Annotated in this window: 17 protein-coding genes; all 17 read right to left on the bottom strand. The window is 34.5% G+C overall.

Annotated elements, in window-relative coordinates:
* Nucleotides 1-1,170 precede the first annotated feature (1,170 nt).
* The 17 genes from HND39_11525 to HND39_11445 all read right to left on the bottom strand — a co-directional run bounded on the left by HND39_11525 (nucleotide 1,171) and on the right by HND39_11445 (nucleotide 21,287).
* Nucleotides 1,171-1,851, bottom strand: coding sequence for a T9SS type A sorting domain-containing protein (locus HND39_11525; protein ID QKJ97984.1), 681 nt, complete (start codon nucleotides 1,849-1,851; stop codon nucleotides 1,171-1,173).
* 1,342 nt (nucleotides 1,852-3,193) lie between these two features.
* Nucleotides 3,194-3,958: a 23S rRNA (guanosine(2251)-2'-O)-methyltransferase RlmB gene (gene rlmB, locus HND39_11520; protein ID QKJ96858.1), complete on the bottom strand. Its 765-nt coding sequence runs from the start codon at nucleotides 3,956-3,958 to the stop codon at nucleotides 3,194-3,196.
* Nucleotides 3,959-4,009: 51 nt separating this feature from the next.
* Nucleotides 4,010-4,579, bottom strand: coding sequence for a transposase (locus HND39_11515; GenBank protein ID QKJ96857.1), 570 nt, complete (start codon nucleotides 4,577-4,579; stop codon nucleotides 4,010-4,012).
* A 27-nt stretch (nucleotides 4,580-4,606) separates the two neighbouring features.
* Nucleotides 4,607-5,878, bottom strand: coding sequence for a histidine--tRNA ligase (locus HND39_11510; GenBank protein QKJ96856.1), 1,272 nt, complete (start codon nucleotides 5,876-5,878; stop codon nucleotides 4,607-4,609).
* Between the two features lie 33 nt (nucleotides 5,879-5,911).
* On the bottom strand, nucleotides 5,912-6,382 hold the full coding sequence (locus HND39_11505) for a PTS sugar transporter subunit IIA (protein ID QKJ96855.1): 471 nt from the start codon (nucleotides 6,380-6,382) through the stop codon (nucleotides 5,912-5,914).
* Nucleotides 6,383-6,463: 81 nt separating this feature from the next.
* Nucleotides 6,464-7,783, bottom strand: a complete 1,320-nt coding sequence (locus HND39_11500; GenBank protein ID QKJ96854.1) for a pyridoxal phosphate-dependent aminotransferase — start codon at nucleotides 7,781-7,783, stop codon at nucleotides 6,464-6,466.
* Between the two features lie 320 nt (nucleotides 7,784-8,103).
* Nucleotides 8,104-9,003 carry a cation transporter gene (locus HND39_11495; protein QKJ96853.1) on the bottom strand — a complete coding sequence of 300 codons (900 nt, stop codon included), beginning with the start codon at nucleotides 9,001-9,003 and terminating at the stop codon, nucleotides 8,104-8,106.
* 167 nt (nucleotides 9,004-9,170) lie between these two features.
* Nucleotides 9,171-12,278 (bottom strand): efflux RND transporter permease subunit, encoded by a 3,108-nt coding sequence (locus HND39_11490; GenBank protein QKJ96852.1) that lies wholly within the window; start codon nucleotides 12,276-12,278, stop codon nucleotides 9,171-9,173.
* Nucleotides 12,278-13,471, bottom strand: coding sequence for an efflux RND transporter periplasmic adaptor subunit (locus tag HND39_11485; GenBank protein QKJ96851.1), 1,194 nt, complete (start codon nucleotides 13,469-13,471; stop codon nucleotides 12,278-12,280). The genes HND39_11490 and HND39_11485 overlap by 1 nt, the downstream gene beginning before the upstream one ends.
* 16 nt (nucleotides 13,472-13,487) lie before the next feature.
* Nucleotides 13,488-14,744 carry a TolC family protein gene (locus HND39_11480; GenBank protein ID QKJ96850.1) on the bottom strand — a complete coding sequence of 419 codons (1,257 nt, stop codon included), beginning with the start codon at nucleotides 14,742-14,744 and terminating at the stop codon, nucleotides 13,488-13,490.
* Nucleotides 14,745-14,820: 76 nt separating this feature from the next.
* Nucleotides 14,821-15,195, bottom strand: coding sequence for a hypothetical protein (locus HND39_11475; GenBank protein ID QKJ96849.1), 375 nt, complete (start codon nucleotides 15,193-15,195; stop codon nucleotides 14,821-14,823).
* Between the two features lie 24 nt (nucleotides 15,196-15,219).
* The gene (locus HND39_11470; GenBank protein QKJ96848.1) at nucleotides 15,220-15,864 is read right to left on the bottom strand and encodes a cation transporter; all 645 of its coding nucleotides are present in this window, start codon (nucleotides 15,862-15,864) and stop codon (nucleotides 15,220-15,222) included.
* A gap of 50 nt (nucleotides 15,865-15,914) precedes the next feature.
* Nucleotides 15,915-16,127, bottom strand: coding sequence for a YHS domain-containing protein (locus HND39_11465; GenBank protein QKJ97983.1), 213 nt, complete (start codon nucleotides 16,125-16,127; stop codon nucleotides 15,915-15,917).
* A 314-nt stretch (nucleotides 16,128-16,441) separates the two neighbouring features.
* A complete protein-coding gene (gene cadA / locus HND39_11460; GenBank protein ID QKJ96847.1) occupies nucleotides 16,442-18,469 on the bottom strand; it encodes a cadmium-translocating P-type ATPase in 2,028 nt (675 codons plus the stop codon).
* 78 nt (nucleotides 18,470-18,547) lie between these two features.
* Nucleotides 18,548-19,105 (bottom strand): cytochrome c, encoded by a 558-nt coding sequence (locus HND39_11455; GenBank protein QKJ96846.1) that lies wholly within the window; start codon nucleotides 19,103-19,105, stop codon nucleotides 18,548-18,550.
* Nucleotides 19,106-19,296: 191 nt separating this feature from the next.
* On the bottom strand, nucleotides 19,297-19,644 hold the full coding sequence (locus HND39_11450) for a hypothetical protein (GenBank protein ID QKJ96845.1): 348 nt from the start codon (nucleotides 19,642-19,644) through the stop codon (nucleotides 19,297-19,299).
* Between the two features lie 122 nt (nucleotides 19,645-19,766).
* The gene (locus tag HND39_11445; GenBank protein ID QKJ96844.1) at nucleotides 19,767-21,287 is read right to left on the bottom strand and encodes an efflux RND transporter periplasmic adaptor subunit; all 1,521 of its coding nucleotides are present in this window, start codon (nucleotides 21,285-21,287) and stop codon (nucleotides 19,767-19,769) included.
* Between the last annotated feature and the right edge of the window lies 1 nt (nucleotide 21,288).

Here is a 21,288-nt window from a genome sequence, read left to right as displayed (position 1 = left end):
CATTTGATAGTACAGTATCCCGAGTTATCTCCCGAATATAAAAATCATGATAAGTGTTCCATTCAATATATGTGTATTTATCATAAACCCATCGGTTACCGATTTCGAGAGGATAAAATTTTAATGCCGTTTCCGGTACTGACAAATTTTTAATCGCCAGAATTGTATCAGGAGTGATTTCGTAAATTCTTAGTGGAGTTGATGCATATAAAACATTTGTCCCTGATTTTTTGTACAACCCGGAAATGTTTCTATCTAGCTGTCTGTATAAAAGGAATGAACTCCCAAAATCTGTTGATTTAAAAATTTTATTCCTCATTGAATAATAAATTTCTCCAGTGTTAATTTCGTCATTTGCAAACCAAACTCTGCCCTGGTATTCTAAAATACTATTCCAGGTGAATGGATTTCCATCATCATCAGATATATAAATATTGGATAAGTACGTCTGTAATTGAAAATTGAATGCTCCAGATAATCCATATATATGTTCACCGTCGACATCATAATATAATTCAGAGTTTTCTACCCAGTATGAGTTATCAACAATAATGTAGCTCAAACCATCATCCTCAGAACGAACGAGTTGATTATTGTTTACTCCGTAAATCTGGGAATCATTGTTGTGACTTAGTGAAATTATCGAAGCATCAATAAGCTGCGAACTATCATCGAATTCAAAATTGTAACCACCGTCTGTTGATTTAAATAATCTCTGGCCATCTGATGCATAAACGAGGCTTTCATTAAATTTAAATATTTCTAATTCTGTCAAGGCAAATGTTTCAATCGGGATATCACCATCATATCTCCTCAATAATGCAACAGGATCAATCCAAAGATGATAGCCGCAATAAAAATATTTTGCAGGGATATTATTGAAGAATTCATAATCATTTACAAAATCTCCTTCGCATCCCCATTCCGGTATCACCTCGTAACCGAAATCCGGAATAAATAGTGTGTCTATATAATTTTGCAAATCATAGTGAAAAATATTCCTTGACCAGCAACCGGAATGCGGAGAGATATATCTGTAAAACAGATGAGTGGTACCAAGTGAATCTTCAAGTCCCCTCAATTCAGTAATATGAGAATATGATTGAGAAAATAAGTAAGTGTTGAACAGCAGTAAAAAGATTATAGAAAACTTTTTCATTTGTAGTCTCCCTACTTTAAATAAACCATTTTTTTAGTTTGAATAAATGAACCGGCTTTTAACTGATAAAAATAAATTCCACTCGTCAAGGACAAGTTACGACTTGTCCCTACATTGAATTCGACCTCATAAGTTCCGGGCTGTTTTTCTTCGTTAACAAGTGTCGCTATTTCATTACCAAGAATATCATAAACTTTTAGTGTGACATTACTGGTTACTGGTAACTGATAACTGATTACTGTATTTGGATTAAACGGATTTGGATAATTCTGCTCGAGTTTGAATTCACTTACTATTTGTGTTTCATCATTATCGACTCCAACAGTTGTTGTATCACCGTAAACTACTTCATCAATTATGCAGCCTTTTAGTTCCATTGTATATCTCGCAAAGAAATCGGAAAATCCCAATTCATACAAACCAATATCCTTTACTAATTCATATTCCTGAAATCGAAATTGATAATCTATTGTTCTTTTGTAAGTGTTTATTCCCCAAACAGAAAAAGGTTCTTCATTTTGAAGAATTTTATATTCTATCGAGTCAACCCAGATAGTGTCTCCAACCTGTGCTAAAAAATCTTCATATAGTACTTCCTCATTTTCTTCAGGTAAGTAAATAAACAATTTTGCATTTAAAGAATCTTGTCTAATTAAACCAACATCAATATTCCAATACAATGGCTCATTCATTAATTTATAATAGATCTTACCGTTGATTGATGTATCTCCTGCTATTTCCATTATACTTAATCCGATAAATTCTTTAATACCTGGAGGATTAAATTCCTGTCGATAATTTTCGAAGACCCACTTGTTGCCAATTGAAAATGGATACCACTGGAGGTCATCAATCGCTGGAAGGCTTTTTATTACCTGAATTGTATCAGGAGTTATTTCATAAATCTTATACTTTGTTGCAGCATAGAGTTTATCGGAATTTGGCTTTTTGTAAATGCCAACGATTTTTCTTTCCAAGGTTTTGTAAAGAGTGAAGTTGTTACCGTAATCTGTCGATACTAAAATGTTTTTCTTGTCAGCTAAATAAATTGTTCCTGAAGTTGATTCATCGATACTTATAAAAATTTCAGAATCGCTGGAATATTTTGTTGCCCAGGAAAATGGTTCGCCATTGTTTGAAGAAACTCGTAAAGTTTGATTTGCAAACAACCTGTAAATATGTAATTGATCCGGATCATAGATAAATGATGTTGAATGAGCCGGTTGATTTAAAACATCAACTAAATTGAAAGTGTTTCCTGCATCTGTTGATCTATATAAGAAACCATAGAAACCTTCAAGAAATAAAATATTATCATTGAACGGATTTAATGATAAAAAAGTGAGAGTATCATCTATTGAGGTCCAATTCCATCCACCATCTGTGCTGACAATTGACTTCTCCAAAGCGGAAAAAATTTCTCCTCCGGCATATATCAAGCTGTCATCCTGATTTGAAATCTCAATGCTATTAATCTCACCCCACTGATAATAATTTGTATTACCATCAAATCTTTCAATGTATGCTATTGGCTCTGGTCCAAATGCAGTCATACCACAAAAAATAAATTCAATAAAATTTTCATCCCAAAAATCATAGTCATATACAAATCTACCTGCTTCCATAACCGGACTTGAGTAAATGTAGTCAGATAAAAACAGACTATCTATTGTTGTAGCAGGAATAAAATGATAAATGCTATTGTCCTGTGAGAAACCATATTGATTAGAAAAGTACTCATAAATCCTATAAAACAAATGTGTGTTACCAAGCTGATCTTCTATTCCCTTCAGCTCAGAGAATTGCGGTGAGACGTTTGTTTGTGAAAAATTATTTGTAAATAAGCAAACAAATAAAATTGCTGCTAACTTTTTCATAACTCCTCCTGATTGTTGGTATGAAACGTAAGGAAATATTACGAGGATGTCAACTTAAAAAGCGATTAAAATTCTGTCTCACTGAGCAAAATGAAGAGTCTCAATACTAACTACTATTAAAGATTCTTCGTCACTTCGTTCCTCAGAATGACACCAGTTAATTCAATTGTCTTTGGCGGAGTATTTCGAAGAGTAAAATTCCTGTTGCAACAGAAACATTCAGCGATTGGATTTTTCCACTCATCGGAATCTTAATTAAAAAGTCACACTTGCTTGCAGTGAGTTTTCTGATTCCTTTTTCTTCATTGCCCACTATCAATGCAATCGGAATTTTGTAATCAACTTCATTGTAGTTTTTTGCATTTTCAAGCGATGAACCAACTATCCAGAAACCTTTTTCTTTCAGTTCATCAATTGTTTGCGAAAGATTATTTACCTGGCAGATCTTCAAATGTTCAGTTGCACCTGCAGAAACTTTTACAACTGTTGATGTGATTGTTGCGCTATTATGTTTTGTTAGAATAACCCCGTTCACTCCGCTGCATTCAGCAGAACGAAGTATTGCACCAACGTTATGTGGATCCTGAATTTCATCAAGAATTAAAATAAGTGCCTCTCCCAAACCCTCTCCGAAGGAGAGGGCTTTTCGAAGTATTTCGTCAAGTGTAGAAAATTTGAAATCCTGTTTAAGTGCAATAACACCTTGCGAGTTTTTGCATGCCTGCCGGTCAGGTAGGTCTGGTGTGTAAGTTTTAAATCTTTCAAGTGGAATCTGGTTGCATTTTATTCCTCGTTTTTTTGCTGCAACCCGGATCGCATTAATTATATTTCCCTGCTGACCAAAAAGAATGTAAACTTGTTCAATTTCTTCTTCTGAGTTTAGAGCTTCAAGTACAGGTTTTCTTCCGATGATTATGTTCATTTAACTGACACAAACCCAATTTCTTTAAGAAATTGGGTTTGTTCCTCCCTCTCAATACAATAATAGATCTTTGACATAGTGATTCTGCTCCTCCTGAAAATTATTATGAAAATCTATGAATGCCATTTTTGTTTTAAAATATTCAAATAAAATATTTGTATTAATAACTTCGCTCCCCCTCAAATTCAAATATTCGTTATAGCTTGAAAACTCCCAATCTTCTATTTTGTTTACCAATCCTGCTCTAATCGGGTTAAGATGGATATATCTGACTAAATGGATCAAGTAATTATCACCCGGAATAAGTTTATTCTTATATCTTCCAGTAAATAAGTGACCTGTTCTCTGATAAGCTTTATTTATTGCCCTCGTATAACCGGTAGATATTTTTTGCATTGCTTTTTCAAGTTCACCATCATTCTTAATTCTTACCACCAGGTGATAATGATTTGGCATAAGGCAGTACGCAATCAGTTCAATACCATCATAAAATTTTTCTTTAATATTTCTTAGAAAGTAATAATAATTTTTTAGTTCAAAAAAAATATTATTCCGATTATTACCTCGATTATAAACATGATAGAACTGATTTTTATAGGAGGAATTTATTCGATATGGCATTTTAACTTTCAGACTAACCCAATTTCTTTAAGAAATTGGGTTAGTTTTAATTCTTGTAATTGTTTTACTGATTTCAGTAATTGCAACTTTCTCTTCAACACCGGTAGCCATATTTTTCAAATTTATCATTCCTTGTTTGTATTCATCGCCGCCAATAAATAGCACATACTTTGCATTCAACTTATTTGCTTCGCGCATTTGTGCTTTAACACTTCTCTGCAGATAATCAAAATCAACGGAGAGATTTTCTTTGCGCAATTTTACTGCGAGTTCACTGACAACAATCTCTAAATCATTATCAATTCTGATCAGATAAACATCAATCGTAGCAATCGGAACAATAAAACTTTTTTCATTCTCACAGGCAAGTAGAATTCTTTCGATACCTGCAGCAAATCCGGTTGCAGGAGTTGGTTTTCCTCCGATATTTTCAATAAGCAAATCGTATCTTCCACCACCACACAAAGCTGTTTGTGCACCAACACTCCCGCTGTCTATTTCAAATGTAAGTTTTGTATAATAGTCTAATCCTCTTACAAGAGTTGAATCAATTATAAACGGAATATTTGATTTTTTTAATTGATCTTTCACAACATCAAAATCATTTTTACTTTCTTCATCAAGATGATCGATTAGCTTCGGTGCATCCTTAATTATTTTTTGATCTGATTCAACTTTGCTGTCAAATATTCTCAGGATATTCGTTTCAAATCTTCTTCTGCTGTCTTCAGAAAGATTATTCTTTTTATCTTCCAGAAAATTTTTCAGAATCTTTTTATAATTCTCCCTCGTTTCAGGAGTGCCAAGTGAGTTTATTTTTACCGTGAGGTTTTTTAATCCAAGTGATTTAAATATTTCATAAGCCATCTGTATCATTTCAGCATCGAGCAAAGGAGACTTGCTTCCGATTGCTTCAGCACCAAACTGATGAAATTGTCTGAACCTTCCTGCCTGTGGTCTTTCCTGCCGGAACATCGGTGAGATATAAAATAATTTTACTAATGACTGCTGTGCACCGAGTGAATGTTCAACAAAAGAACGTACGACCGATGCTGTCATTTCAGGTTTAAGAGTTAAACTTGTATCACTTCTATCTTTAAAAGTGTACATTTCTTTTCCAACGATATCAGTTTCTTCACCAATTCCTCTTGCAAATAATGATGTCTCTTCAAATACCGGTGTTCGGATTTCCTTATAATTAAAATTACTGAAAATTCTTTCAACAGTTTTCTCAAGATATTTCCATCGTGGAATATCAGATGGAAGAATATCTTTTGTTCCGGTTACTGCCTTAATCATTTTTTTGGGAGGAATAGATTTGTGATGTTCTGATTAAACATCTGAATAGCTCTGTTCTTCATCATGGAATATTTTCAATATAGATTCAGGACTATCTGCATCAATCAGTTTTTTCCTGAACTCTTCATTGTTCATCAACCTCGAGATTCTGCTTAGCAGCTTAATGTGTTTAGCAAGTAACGTCTCTTTTCCAATAAGCAAAAAGATAAGATGAACAGGTTCTCCATCGAGGGAATCGTACTCAATTGGAGTTTCACTTTTACCAAAAGCAGCAATAATATCCGTAACTGAATTTGTCTTGCCGTGAGGAATTGCAAATCCTTTTCCAACACCTGTTGACATTTTTTCTTCTCTTTCAAAAACACATTTTCTTATTTCTTCAAGATCAGTTACCCGACTATCAGCATTAAGTAAATCGATGAGTTCATTAATAACGTCATCCTTATGTACACTTTTGAAATTGGTTAAAATATTTCCTGTGCTTAGTAACTCGTGAACTTTCATAATAAAATGTTTGGTATAATAATTTGAATTCTAATTGTGAATTTAGTCATCATCAGTTCGTTTAACAAACATTTTGTAGAATCAATTCGGTCGATGATCTTCGTGGAATTTTTTTAAGCGATTTTCCAGGTCAGGAAATTGATCACGTTGAACAAGAGAAACGCAAGCTCTGATACCTTCCAATCGCTGACTTCCGGTGATCGCAAGTGAAATAGCACTTATTCCGTAATAAAGCATCTCTTCGAGAAGTTTTTCACCTGAGAAATCAGGATAAGCATAGGTGAAATAAAATCCATCTGCAATCGGATCATTCTCATCTTTATCATAAACAATATAAAAACCATTATCGGTAAAAAGTTTTTTCATGATCTTTGCCTTCTCACCGTATTCTTTTACAATCTCCACAAAATTAAATTCATTATCATTTGCTGCTTTAAGCATTGCTGCAAATGCATACTGAACGGAATGTGTAACACCGGCACTCAAAGGATAAACTGTTCCAAAAATCATTGCTCTTCCGAAAATATCAGTTGTATAATATCTTTTTAAATCAGGACATTTTTTTTCATAGAGTTTATCTGACATAATCAAAAGTCCGATCCTTTGCCCGGCATAACTGAAAGCTTTGGAACTCGAGATAAATAAAATATAATTATCTGTGTATCTTGCTGCTGTTGCCTGGTAAGGTGGTTTTCCCGGATGATAAAGATCTTTTCTGAAATCCATCGCAACGTATGCAAGGTCCTCAAGCACAACAACACTATACTTATCAGCAAGTTCAGCAATGATTTTCAATTCCTTTTCCGTAAAACAAATCCAGGAAGGATTATTAGGATTGGAATAAAGCATTGCAGCAATATTTCCTTTTGATAAATACGATTCAATTTTGGCTTTTAATTTATCGCCGCGAAAATCATACACATCAAAAGTTTCAAACTTCTGTCCGAGAACTTTTAGTTGTTGTTTATGAACCGGAAATCCCGGATCAAGAAAGAGAATTGTATCTTGTCTGGCGTTCATCCGGCTGGTAATCAGGAAGGAAGCAAAACTTCCCTGCATCGAACCAACAGTGGGAATACAACCTTCCGGATCAACATCAATATTCAAAAATAATTTTACAAAACGGGAAGCTTCTGTTTTTAATTGTGGAATTCCCTGAATATCCGGATAAGTATTGGCGATACCTTTTCTCATTGCTTCAATCTCGGCATTAATTCCAATTTCCGCAGCAGGTAATCCCGGAATTCCCATTTCCATTCGTACGAATCTTTCACCGGTTGACTTTTCTATATCATCAACAAGTTTTTTTAATTCGCGAATAGATGCCGTACCAATTTTTTCAATACGGCTTTCTTTTATTTTTTTTGAAACTATTTCGTAGTTGATTGGTGTGTCTTTCATCAGAAATCTCCTAATAATCAGAGGAAAATTACTAACGAAATTTAAGGATAATAATGCTTAGTTGTGCAAATGAATTTCTAAATTGCTTATTGATGAAAAGCCATGTCGTCCCTGACGGGACTTTTATTCATACGGTTGGAAACATGTCTATAATTATTAAATCCCTGCGGGATTTTTGCAGTGTTAAACAAATATAAAAAGTTTTTTTGTCCCGTTAGGGACATAATATTTATAAAACACGATAATCATATCAAAAACTGAAAGTCCCGTAAGGGACGAAATAAAGAAATTATATTGGGAATATATGATTTGCAGAGCTGCTAAACGTTTCGGTGCTCACAATTTGCACTCTGCGCCGATTTTTCAACCTGAATTGTTGAATGTTCTATCCCAAAACGTGAGTGCAGTTCAACACAAATCTTTTTCAGAAAGAAATCATCTTTGGTTTCATCAGGAATTACGAGATGTGCAGTTAAAGCAATTTCCGTAGTGCTCATTGCCCAGATGTGTAAATCATGAACTTCCTTGACTCCATTAATTGATTGGAGATAATCAGAAACTTGATTCAGATCTATTCCTTTCGGCACAGCATCCATAGAAAGATGAAAAGAATCTCTGAGTAATCCCCATGTCCCAACTGTGATGACAACGACGATAACAAGACTAATTGCAGGATCAACCCAGAGCCAACCTGTTGAAACAATGATTAGTCCTGCAAGTACAACTCCGAGAGAAACTCCGGCATCAGCAGCCATATGAAGAAAAGCACCATGAATGTTCAAATCTTTTTCTCTGCCTTTAATGAACAGAAATGCAGTAACAGCATTCACCACAACACCAATCGCTGCAACAATCATCATAACGGAACCCTGAACAGGTTCTGGGGAAAAAAATTTTCTGACTGCTTCAATAGCTATTGCACCAACGGCAATCAATAATAATATTGCATTGAACAGTGCAGCAAGTATTGTTGATTTTCTGAAACCGTAAGTTCTTTTTTTTGTTGCAGCACTTTTAGCCAGATAAGCAGCTCCCCAGGCGAGAAGAAGTCCAAGCACATCACTAAAGTTATGACCGGCATCGGCAATTAATGCCATTGAGTTTATCATAACACCATACACTACCTCTATAAGGATATAAATAAAATTAAGAGCTATGCCAATTATAAAAGCTCTGCTATAATTCTCAGTATTGTGTGTATGTGAATGATTATGCGTCATTTTTATTACTGATAAATATATTCAATTTATTTCTTTTGACAATTTTTATTCATATCGTGACAGCATTTCCTCCAGTGCATAATCAAACTTAAGCACATAACTTTATTTTGATAACTGCAGCACGGCATATTTCAGAATGAATTAATTAAATGGCATCCCCTCAAATCTTACATTCCATTTTTGACTTTTTTCTTTTCAAACCAGCTGTACATAGATGGAATCAGAAGCAGTGTTAAAAGTGTTGATGTAATCAAACCGCCAACTACAACAGTTGCAAGTGGTTTTTGTATTTCAGAACCAGTGCCGGTTGTAAATAACATGGGGAGCAAACTAAACACTGCGATGGAAGCTGTCATCAAAACAGGTCTTAATCTGTTAACACTTCCTTTTAGAATAGCATCGTTAATGCTAAGTCCTTCTTCATCACGTAATTGAGCGATGTAAGATACAAGTACCACCCCATTCAACACTGCAACACCAAATAATACGATAAAGCCGACTGAAGCAGGAACTGATAAATATAAACCTGATATCCATAATGATAACACACCACCAATTAATGCAAATGGCAAATTTGAAATAACAAGTAACGCTAATCTTAAAGATCGAAAAGTTACAAACAATAAAAGCAGGATCAGTCCGACTGCAACAGGTCCGATGATCATAAGTTTAGCCATTGCGCGCTGCTGATTTTCAAACTGTCCGCCCCATGTTAAAAAATATCCGGCTGGAAGATCAACATTTTCTTTGATCTTTTCTTTTGCTTCTTTAACAAAGCTGCCAATATCTCTTCCGGAAATATTCATTTCGATACCAATTCTTCGCAAACCATCTTCGCGGCTAATCTGAACCGGACCTTCACTCAGTGAAATTTCTGCAAGCTGACTGAGTGGAATTTTTAATTCTGAATTTGTTGGAATCAAAATATTTCCGATGGTTTCTATGGAATTGCGGTTTTCTTCCGGAAGACGAACAATAATATCAAAATTACGATTCTCTTCATAAAATTTTGAAGCTGATTTTCCAGCAATTGCTACCTCAATTATTTTTTGAACATCATTTATATTCAAACCATAGCGTGCAATTTTACTTCTGTCTGTTTCTATTGTAAGATACGGCTGACCGGATACTTTTTCAGTCAGCAGATCAGTTACACCATCAACTTTTGAGAGAATGCGTGCGATTTCATCAGCTTTGCTTTTAAGCAGATTAATATCTTCACCAAAAAGTTTTATAATTAATTGTGCACGTGTTCCGGCAACAATTTCATCAATCCTGCACTGAATAGGTTGGCTAAATCCAATACCGATTCCCGGAATCTCTTCAATTGATTGTCTCATTTCATTAGTAATAACATCACGGCTTTTAATACTTACCCATTCATCTTTTGGATAGAACACTCCAACGTATCCTGTTTTGTCAACACCGCGTGTATCAAGCGCAACTCCTGTTTGACCCGTTCTGGAAACAACAGTTTTGAGTTCAGGAAACTTTTTCAATTTTTCACCAACAAGTTTGTTTATTTCCAATGCTTTTTCCAAAGATACTCCTGGTAAAAGAGCAACATCCATATCAAAAGATCCTTCATCCATAATCGGGATGAATTCTGTACCTAAACGCGGAAGAATAATCAGAGATACTACAAGAAAAATTCCTGCAACTGCCAGCATTGATTTTCTTTTTCTCATACAATACTGCAGAACAGGAATGTATCGTCTTTTCAAAAATTTCATTATCACACTTTCTTTTTCCTGTTCAGATTTTAAAAATATTGCACAAAGTACAGGAATAACAAAGATGGAAAGAAATAATGATGATAAAAGTGCAATTGCGACCGTCAGAGCAAGCGGACCAAACATTTTCCCTTCTATTCCTTCAAGAGAAAGAACGGGAATAAAAGTTACTGCAATAATTAGTTCACCAAAAATGCTTGGTTTTCTTACTTCGAGCACTGCTTTCAAGACTGTCGAAAATTTTCTTTCGGGATGACCATTCTCACTTAAATGACGCTGGACATTTTCAACCTGGATGATCGTTGCATCTATTATCATTCCTATTGAGATGGCTAATCCGCCAAGCGACATAAGATTTGCGCTTAAGCCAACTAATTTCATAACAATGAAGGTGGTTAGTAATGAAAGCGGGAGAGCAATAAGTACAACAACTGAACCACGAAAACTTCTTAGAAGGAGATAAAGAATAATTAATACAAGTATGGAGCCTTCAATCAATGCCGTTGTTACTGTACTCACACTCGCATCAACGATATCTGTCCGGTCATAGTAGGGAACGATTTTAATTCCGTCAGGAAGAATATTGTTATCATTTATTTCTTTTACCTTTTCCTTAACACGACCAACAACCTCGCGGCTGTTTTCACCTCGCAGCATCATAACAATTCCACCAACTGCTTCCTCCTTGCCATTTATTATAGCAGCTCCCTGCCTCACTGCTTCACCAATTTGCACATCCGCAACATTTTTTACATAAACAGGAGTTCCGTTATAAGATTTAAGTACAATATTTTCGAGGTCAGGAATATTCTTTATAAGACCAACTCCTCTGACGATATATTGTTCCGAATATCTTTCAATTATGCTACCGCCTACATTTTTATTATTGTTTTCGATTGACGTGAATACATCGTCAACTGTTATATCATATTTGAGCAGCTTATCAGGATACACAATCACCTGGTATTGTTTGAAATAACCGCCGAAAGAATTTATCTCATTTACTCCGGGAACATTTTTTAACAATGGAGTTACAATCCATTCCTGCAATGTTCTTAACTCAGTGAAATATTTTTGTCGTTCGGAAGTATCCTCAGGCATTTTACCATTGAGTGTGAATTGATAAATCTCGCCCATCACGGTTGCAACCGGACCCATCGAAACTTCCACACCATCAGGAACATTTTCTTTCGCTTCATTGAGTCTTTCAAAAACAAGCTGGCGTGCAAAATAAATATCCATGTCATCTTCGAACACAATTGTGATGAGTGACAGACCAAATTTTGTAACTGAACGCATTTGCTTTACACCAGGTAAACCACGCATTGACATTTCAATCGGATAAGTAACTGATCGCTCAATTTCAATTGCGGACAAACCATCTGCATAGCTCACAACTTCTACCTGAATATTTGTTACATCAGGAAACGCATCAATTGGCAACTTCACAAACGAATAAATACCGAACATGACAATTGTAAGAGAAAGGAATATTACAAATCCTTTCTGCTTCAAAGTATATGAAATTATTTTTTCAAGCATCAGTGATCATGCTCCTCTAATTGATCTTTTAGTGATTCAGATTTCAGATAAAAAGCTCCTTTGATAACGACCTGCTCATTTTCATTTAATCCTTCCTTGATCTCAATTAATTCATTCATTAAAGAACCCGGAACTACTTTCCGTTTTTGAAATGAATAATCTTCTAACCGAACAAATACATAATCCTGATTTTCAATTTTTATAATTGATTCAGCAGGAATAAGAATTGCTGTCGAATTTTCATTTGATGGGATAAGCATTTCGCCAAACATTTGTGGTTTTAATCTTCTATCCGGATTTCTGAATTCAGCCCTGATTGTAATCGTTCTGGATCTTTCATCTATTGTCTGACCAATATTTATAATTGAGCCGCTGAATTTTTCACCGGGATATGTTGATGAGATAAAATCAACTTTTGTTTTTTGATTTATTCTTGAAAAATCTTTTTCATAAATCTGACCATCAATCCAAACGGAAGCAGTGCTTATTATTTTAAATGCATTTGTAGTTCCATCAACCAACTGACCGATAACAACATTTCTTTCAACAACTATTCCATCAATTGGTGCTTTCACAGGTAAGGTTCCTGAAGTATGTTGATCAGGATGATTACCATTTCCGTTGAGAACATCTTCATCATTTAATCCGATCGAGTGAATTTTTTTATCTTCTGCATTAAATTCTGCGAGTGCTTTTTCATATTCAGCCTGCGACTCGAGAAATGATTTCTGAGAGCCAACATTTTGTTCGATAAGCTTTTTCTGCCGTTCAAAGTTTGCCAGATGAAAATCAAGATTTGCTTTTGCTTTTAAATAGCCAGCTTTTATTTCACCGATTTCCAATCCTTCAACGAGCATCAATTCCTGACCTGCTTTTACATAATCACCAGCATTTACAAAAACCTTGTGAACACGTCCCTGAACCAAAGAACCGACCTGAGCCTCAAAATTCTGATTCGTTGTGACTATTGCCGGAATCTTCATTAAGCCAGTAAAAGGTTTTAATGTAACAGTTTCAGTTTTTAAACCAATTTCTTTTATAGATACCTCCGGTATCATTATCGATTCAGAATGTGATTCTTCGTGATGACTTTCTTCAGAATGCTCATCGTGTACTTGTTCTTCACTACCACACCTCATCAATGACAGTGAAATAATGGTCGCAAGAATGATTTTTAATAATTTTATTTCCACTTAAAACTCCTTCATATTAGTTCAAAAGTTTTTGTCCGACAATCTCTTCGAGAGAAAATATCGAACGATAATAATTAAGTAATGCTTCAGTATAATTTTTCTCTGAGGATATTATAGTTTGACGTGCCTGCAGATATTCAATATAGGTAATCTCACCAGCATCGTAGCTTGCGGAAGCTGAGCGATAAACTTCTTCTGCCTGCGGTAAAATATGTTCTTGATAAAGACTGACCTGCTGCAGGTTATTTGAATAATCGTTATATGCATTTGTCAGATTGAGATAAACTTCGTTCTTCACTGATACCAACTCAGATTCAGCGATATTAACTTTTGCAGAAGCGTATTGTATCTGACCACGGTTATCAAAAAGAAACCAAAGCGGAACAGAAATATCAAGCGAAGCTCCGTAATAATTATTATCACTTCCCAGACTTTGCCTGAAATATGAAATGTTAAAACCAGGAAGTAAAGAAGACCATGCAAGAGTTCTCTCTGTTGACAAAGCATTGACGTTTAGTTCGGATATTTTTATCTGCTGGTTTGAGCTTAATGAAAGGTGATACAAATTTTCAAATGACAGAGTATCGAATTTTGAAAAAGCAAGGCTATCGATTAAAATAAATTTTTCATCTGAGAGTCTGCTGTACCCTAATGAATAATTCAATTCGGCGAAAGAAGATTTCAATTCATTCTGAGCAAGAGCCAGAATATTCTTTGCTTCAGTAAACTGAACTTTTGCTGTTAATCTTTCAAGATTAGTTCCTTCGCCAACATTATATCTTATTTCAGCTTTCTTAGAAAAATCATCAGCGATTTGCAGATTCTCTTTTGCAATCGCAAGAAGTTTTTGCTTTGCAAGTACATTGTAGTATGCAGTTTTTATCTGACGAGTGATCTGAATTTCACTCTGCTTAAAATTTAAGTAAGCGATATCATTTTCATCACCAGAGATAGAACCTCTTAAAAAATAATTTGTGGGAAATTCAAATGCCTGACTGATTCCAAAAGTTCGTTCTTCGTAATTGTTTAAACCCGAACCAAGCGGAACAAATTCATAGCTGACACCTATTTCCGGAGATGGTAAAGATATCCCGCTCCAGAATTTTCCTTCAACTGCTGAAATATTTTCATAAGCAGATTTGATAACCGGATTATTTTTTAATCCGATTTCAATCGCTTCGGTTAAAGTGATACTGTTACTCTCGTTTAAATCCTGTGCATATCCATACAAAAATAAACTTATAGATATAAACAAGATAAATATTTTGTTCATAGATATTCCTGAATGTTAATATTATGTCAATCGGCAGAAAGCCAATAGCTGGATTAGATAAGTTGACCGGTAAAAATCAGATAAGAAATGATTGGTTAATAATATGAATTGCAGGATTTTCTAAATGATGAAAATTAAAATTCTGATGCTTTTGATAAAATGCATTTGAGTTTTGAGAATGGTAAGTATCATCCTGATAGATAATATCTATTAAGAAATAATCATTCCCCAGAATTTTATTAACAGAGTAAGTACTTATCGAAGCTGATTTGACGAGCGTACAATAATCAAACATAGTTTTACATTCGCTGTTTCCTTCAATCTGATCAATAATTTCTGAATGAGTGAAATTGAAGACAAGTCCTGCTAATATTATGATTGACAGTATTTTATTAATTGGAGTCAGGGTATGTTCAGCTAAAATTATTATTAATGGTAAAAGTCTATTCAAATGTTATTATATTATTTAAATGACTCAGGCAATATACACAGATTCAGATTCACAATTACACATCAGCTTTCCACTCTTAACTTTTTCAAATGCTTCTCTGCCCTCTTTGAAAGCAAAATAAGCTATTGCTACTGAACCAAGAATATCAAAATATGCAATACTAAATAATGCATACAATCCACTGCTTACAAGAAGAATGAATGACAGATAAAAACATGTTTTAGTACAATTTGCATCGGCAATTATCGCATCGGAGTGTAATGCTTTGCCAACTTTTAATTTCGAAGTCATCAGCCAATACATAGTTGCAATGGATATCACAGCGATAATTATTCCGGGTAATGTTGATTCTGGTTTTACATTATTAATAATATTGAGAACTGATCCAACAATTAAACCAATCGCCAACAAATAAAATGCAGTCCCGGTAATTCTCAAAGCAGTTTTTTCAAACGCATCACGATTTTCCACTCTTGAATATTTCATCCTGAATACCAGATGAGCAATTCCGATTCCGGAAATAACTTCAACAAAACTATCCACTCCGAAACCAAACAAAGCAAGGGTCTCATCATTCGCACCGAAATAAACTGAAATAATTCCTTCTGCAAGATTGTAGAAGATTGTAATTAAGCTGAGTACGAACGCTTTTTTGATTAAACTTTTCATTGCATTATTAAAATAAAAAGGGAAGCACAAAAGCATCCCTAATTTTGAAATTAACTGCCAATAAATTCTGATCCATCCTCATTTAAATTCTTCAAATAAGTTTCAGGATCTTTTTGAAATTTCTTATCACATCCCGGACAGCAAAAGCCAATTACTTTTCCTTGGTATTCAAAGGTTGGAACATCTGCATCAACTTCTTCGCCTTTTACCGGGCAGAATTTATTCCAAATCTGAACGACTTCAGTTTCATCAGTCTTCTCCATATTTACTTCACTATGATTTTCTTTTGTACTGCAGCAGCCTTTCGAATTGGTTGAACATTCTTTCTTTTCTGATTTCGTAGTTTCGGGTTGTTCTTGCGCAAATGCAAATGCAGCTAAAACTACTGTCATTGAAATGATAAAGATGAGTTGTTTGAACATTGTGTTTTTCCTTTCTGTATATATTATGTTAATTGTTAGTGATTATTTACGTTTTAATTATATAATTGATGACAATTTTATTCTACCAGTGCAATATAATATTATTCGGTTTTAACTTTTTCTGTTAAAAATCCGGGATTGCAAATTATAATTTTTCAATGTAATTGTCTTTTTAAAAGTTGTGCATTTATAGCTACCACAATGGTGCTTAAACTCATCAACACAGCACCTATTGCCGGACTGAGCAAAATATCCCATTTAAACAAAACACCTGCTGCCAATGGAATTGCAACAATGTTATAGCCAGCAGCCCACCAAAGATTTTGTATCATTTTATTGTATGTAGCTTTACCGAATAAAATTAAACTGGCAATATCTTTCGGATCTGAGTTTACTAAAATAATGTCCGCTGTTTCTGCTGCTACATCTGTTCCCGAGCCAACGGCAATACCTACATCTGCTTGTGCCAGTGCCGGTGCATCATTTACACCATCGCCTGTCATAGCAACGTATTCACCTTTTTGCTGAAGTTCTTTTACTTTTTCTAATTTCTCATGCGGTAAAACATTTGCTAAATAGCCGTCCATTTTTAGTTCAGTGCTAACTTTTTTTGCTACCTTTTCGTTGTCGCCTGTGAGAAGTAAATTTTTAATTCCAACTTCTTTGAGTATTTGAATAGCTTCAAATGCGGTTTCTCTTATTTGATCCGAAAATATAAAATAACCTGAGACTTGATTGTCTATCAGCACATAAACAACAGTTCCAATAAATTCATCATTCATTTCAGATAAGCCGATGTTTTGTTCTTTCAAATAATTCGGACCAACTACTTTTATTTCTTTTTCTTCAACAATTCCTTCCAATCCTTTTCCCGGAAGGTAATTGAAGTTTTCTGATTTTGGGATTTTAATATTCAACTCTTTTACTTTTCGAATTAAGCCGGCAGCAATATAATGTTCAGAATGTTGCTCAATACCTGCTGCCAAACGAAGTAATTCTCTTTCATCAAATTTTGGGTTCAGAACTTTTACTTCCTGTAATTCGTGTGAACCTTTTGTAAGTGTTCCGGTTTTATCAAAGATAATTGTGGAAATCAATCTTGCATTTTCAAATGCTGTCCGGTTGCGAATGAGCAAACCTTTTCGTGCAGAAATAGAAGTTGAGATTGCCACAACTAATGGAACAGCTAAACCCAAAGCATGAGGACAGGAGATCACCATAACTGTAACCATTCTTTCTAAAGCAAAAACAAATGGAAAATCTAAAAGCAGCCACACTACAAGTGTGATTACTCCTCCGCCTAAAGCAACAAAGGTTAAAACCTTTGCGGCACGATCTGCAAAATTTTGTGTTTTGGATTTTATTTTTTGTGCATCTTCCACAAGTTTCACTACTTTATTCAGATAACTGTCTTTACCCGTACTAATTACTTTTATGATCAAAGAACCATTTCCATTTATAGCTCCACCAATAACTTTGACATCTTTTTCTTTTTTAACGGGTTTGCTCTCACCTGTAAGCATACTTTCATCTACATAACTTTCACCTTCAGCTACAATACCATCAACAGGAACTTTTTCTCCCGGCTTCACCATTACCATATCTCCAATTTGCAAATTACTAACCGGCATATCGTGAATGTTTTCTCCCATAATATGATGCGCAGTGGAAGGCATCATTTTTACAAGCAACTCTAATGAACGGGAAGCACCCATAACTGACTTCATTTCAAAGTAATGACCGATGAGCATAATGTCTATCAGTGTTGCCATCTCCCAATAAAAATCCATCCCTTGTAAACCAAATGTGATAGCAACACTGTAAATCCAGGCTACTGAAATAGCCACACCAATGAGTGTCATCATTCCAATAGCTTTATCTTTCACTTCATCATACAATCCTTTTAAAAATGGAAAACCGCCGTAAATGAAAATGAAAGTGGAAAGAAATGCTAACACATATTTGTCACCAGGAAAAGATAATTCAAATCCCAACCATTGTTGTATCATATGTGATAGAGCAAGCACTGGAATGGATACTATTAAACAAACTATAAATCTTTTCCAAAAATCAGCAACATTGTGACCTGCGTGTTTGTCGTGTCCGCTTTGACTATGACTTGAATGTTGTTGGTGTTCAACTTTGTGATGATTATGTTCTGTATGTGAAGTATGATGTTCCATCTTTTATTAATCAATGAACTACTTGTTCAGGAAACTTTCCATTCAGTGTGTTGAAAATAATCTGTGAATAATTTCATTTTAATTGTGAGAATGGTTGTTATGTTCTTCTCCATTATGATGATTTTCATTTTCTTCAGTTTCATTTGCCATTTTTTTATAATCATCGGCGGACATATCCGGAAGTTTTTTTGTAAACGCAACAATCGCCCAGATTTTTTCATCCGAATGTGTCTTGCCCCATGCTGGCATACCGGTCATATTTATTCCATTTTTTGTAGCCCAGAAAATTTCTGCGGGTTCAATAAATGCTGCCACTCTTGGCAAATATGGAGCGTGGGGATTTAACCCTTTTGATAATTCTGTTTCTTCCATTCCAGGTGCACCATGACAGCCCGCACACATTGCATTGTAATGTTCAAAGCCTTCTTTTATCATCTCAGGGTTCTCCAGATTTGGAACCGAGATTTCCTTTATACGGGATTCAATTGAATTATTTTTTGTAGTTCTCATAATCCATTTCATCATCCCGTGATCCTCGTGCATTGCACTTACATCATGCCATCCGCTGTACATATAAATCATTAGAAGCCCAAAAAGAACTACTAATGTTATGACAACACTTAATAAGATTTTCATATATCCTCCTTCATAAAAGATGATATCCTTTTAGAAGATGTCATCTCTGTTTATTTTTTTGTGAATAATTAGTTGATTCAACTTCACTCACTTACAACAATCTTTACCTTTACTTGCTTGCTTGAACTTAAAATATCCAAATATGGCTACTATTGCTATAAAACTTAAACCGATAAGTATTTCCATAATGTTTAATTCTCTTTTACTTTAAAATTATGTTTAAGAAGATTTTCTTCAGCCTTTTGAAGAGAAACTTCTTTCAAAGTCATTCCGCATAAAGGACACTCACCAGGTTTATCAGAAACAACGTTCCAACACATTTGATCCTGATAAACTTTTCCGTCTGTATTTTCATCAATAACTGCAAGATCAATTACACCTTCACGAACAATTGACGAATCAACTTTTACTGCATCTGATTTCTGCATATCGTTATTATGATTTTTATGTCCTTCATCCTGTGCACAAGAAATTAGTGCAATAGAAAAAACTATTACAGCAATTAAAAGAATTGAGTTGAGATTTTTTATTTGATACATTTTGTTCTCCGGTTTATTAATAAATATAGTGTTAATTGTTTATTTAAATAATTCTAATTTTAATTCAGTTCTAAAACTTTCCACTCCGCAAAAGTTTCTCTGCGGAATAAGTTCTAACATAATTAAGGATATTCGATTAAATTCTTCTGAGCTTCATTGACTGTGAATTTTTTCAAATCCATTTTACATAAAGGACAGGTTCCCGGTTTATCAGAAATTACTTCCCAATCCATCGGACATTGATAAACAAAACCATCTTTATTTATATCGAGAGTAGAAACTTTTACGTCTCTTTTATTAACAATATCTTTTTCCTCATTCATATTTTTCATTTCTTCAGATGAATGCTGGGAATGATCATTTACTTCCTTCTTTTCCTGATCAACTTCTCCATGCTGATGTCCGGTAGGCATTCCGCTTTTCAACTGGCTTTCAGAATCAATAAGGAATCCGCCAGTTGCCGCAACTTCTTCACCTTCTTTTAATCCGGAAAGAATTTGATAATTATCTCCGAATTTATTGCCAACTTTCACTTCACGTGATTCAAACATTCCATCGGGTAATCGCACCCAAACTATATTTCTTTTGCCCGAAAACAAAATTGCATCTGACGGAATTATCAATCCATCTCCAAAATTATTTTTAAATATTGTCTGACCATACATATTCGGGCGAAGCTTGTTTCCTTTATTCTGAATTTCGCTTCTGATTTTAATTGTTCTTGTCTCCGGATTTACTACAGGATATACAAATGAAATTCTTCCGGTAAATGTTTCTCCAGGGAAAGCTTGAAGAATAAGCTCCATTTTACTTCCGGGTTTTATTACGTTTAAATCGTTCTCATAAACTTCGGCAATATTCCAGAGTAAGGATAAATCTGCAATTTCATAAATGGAACTTCCTTCGCTAACATACATCCCCTCCTGAACTTTTTTCTCGATTACAGTTCCAGAATAAGGAGAATAATATGTGATGGTTAATTTTATTTCACCGGAGTTGTCAAGTTCTTTTATCTGATTGTCTGTAATTCCAAGTAGCTCAAGTTTTTTTCTGGCAGAATTTTTAAGATCATTTTTAGTCCCGGAATTACCAGTTGAATTGTATTCTGAGCTTTGTTTATTTCCTATTGCAATCAGATAATCATTTTGTGCCTGAACAAGATCGGGACTATAAATATCAAAAAGAGGTTTACCTTTTTGTATGAAGTCGCCGGTTTTATCAACATAAAGTTTTTCAATCCTTCCGTTGAATTTTGCTGAAATCGTTTTTCTGTTTTCTTCAACAAAATCGAGATAGCTGTAAGCACTGATTTCTTTAACCAAATTTTGTTTTTTAACTTTGATAGTAGTTACATCAGCGAGTGCAATTTTTTGATCGCTCAAAATTATCATTCCTTCCATATCTTCTAACTTTGCTTCTTCAGAAGATTTTTTTACCAGATCCATTCCACAGATTGGACACGATCCTGGTTTATCGGAGATAACTTGCGGATGCATAGGACAGGTGTAAACTACTTTATTATTTTCCGCATTGTCATTTCCATTATCAGATGAACATCCTGTTGATATCGTTAACAATAAAATTATTACTAATGGTAGATGGTAGATGGCAGATGGAAAATGTATTTTTAATTTTTTAAACATA

Source organism: Ignavibacteriota bacterium (assembly GCA_013285405.1).
In the GTDB taxonomy this organism is placed as follows: domain Bacteria; phylum Bacteroidota; class Ignavibacteria; order Ignavibacteriales; family Ignavibacteriaceae; genus IGN2.
The sequence above is the reverse complement of the archived record's forward strand: the minus strand, read 5'-3'. Positions and strand labels throughout refer to the sequence as shown.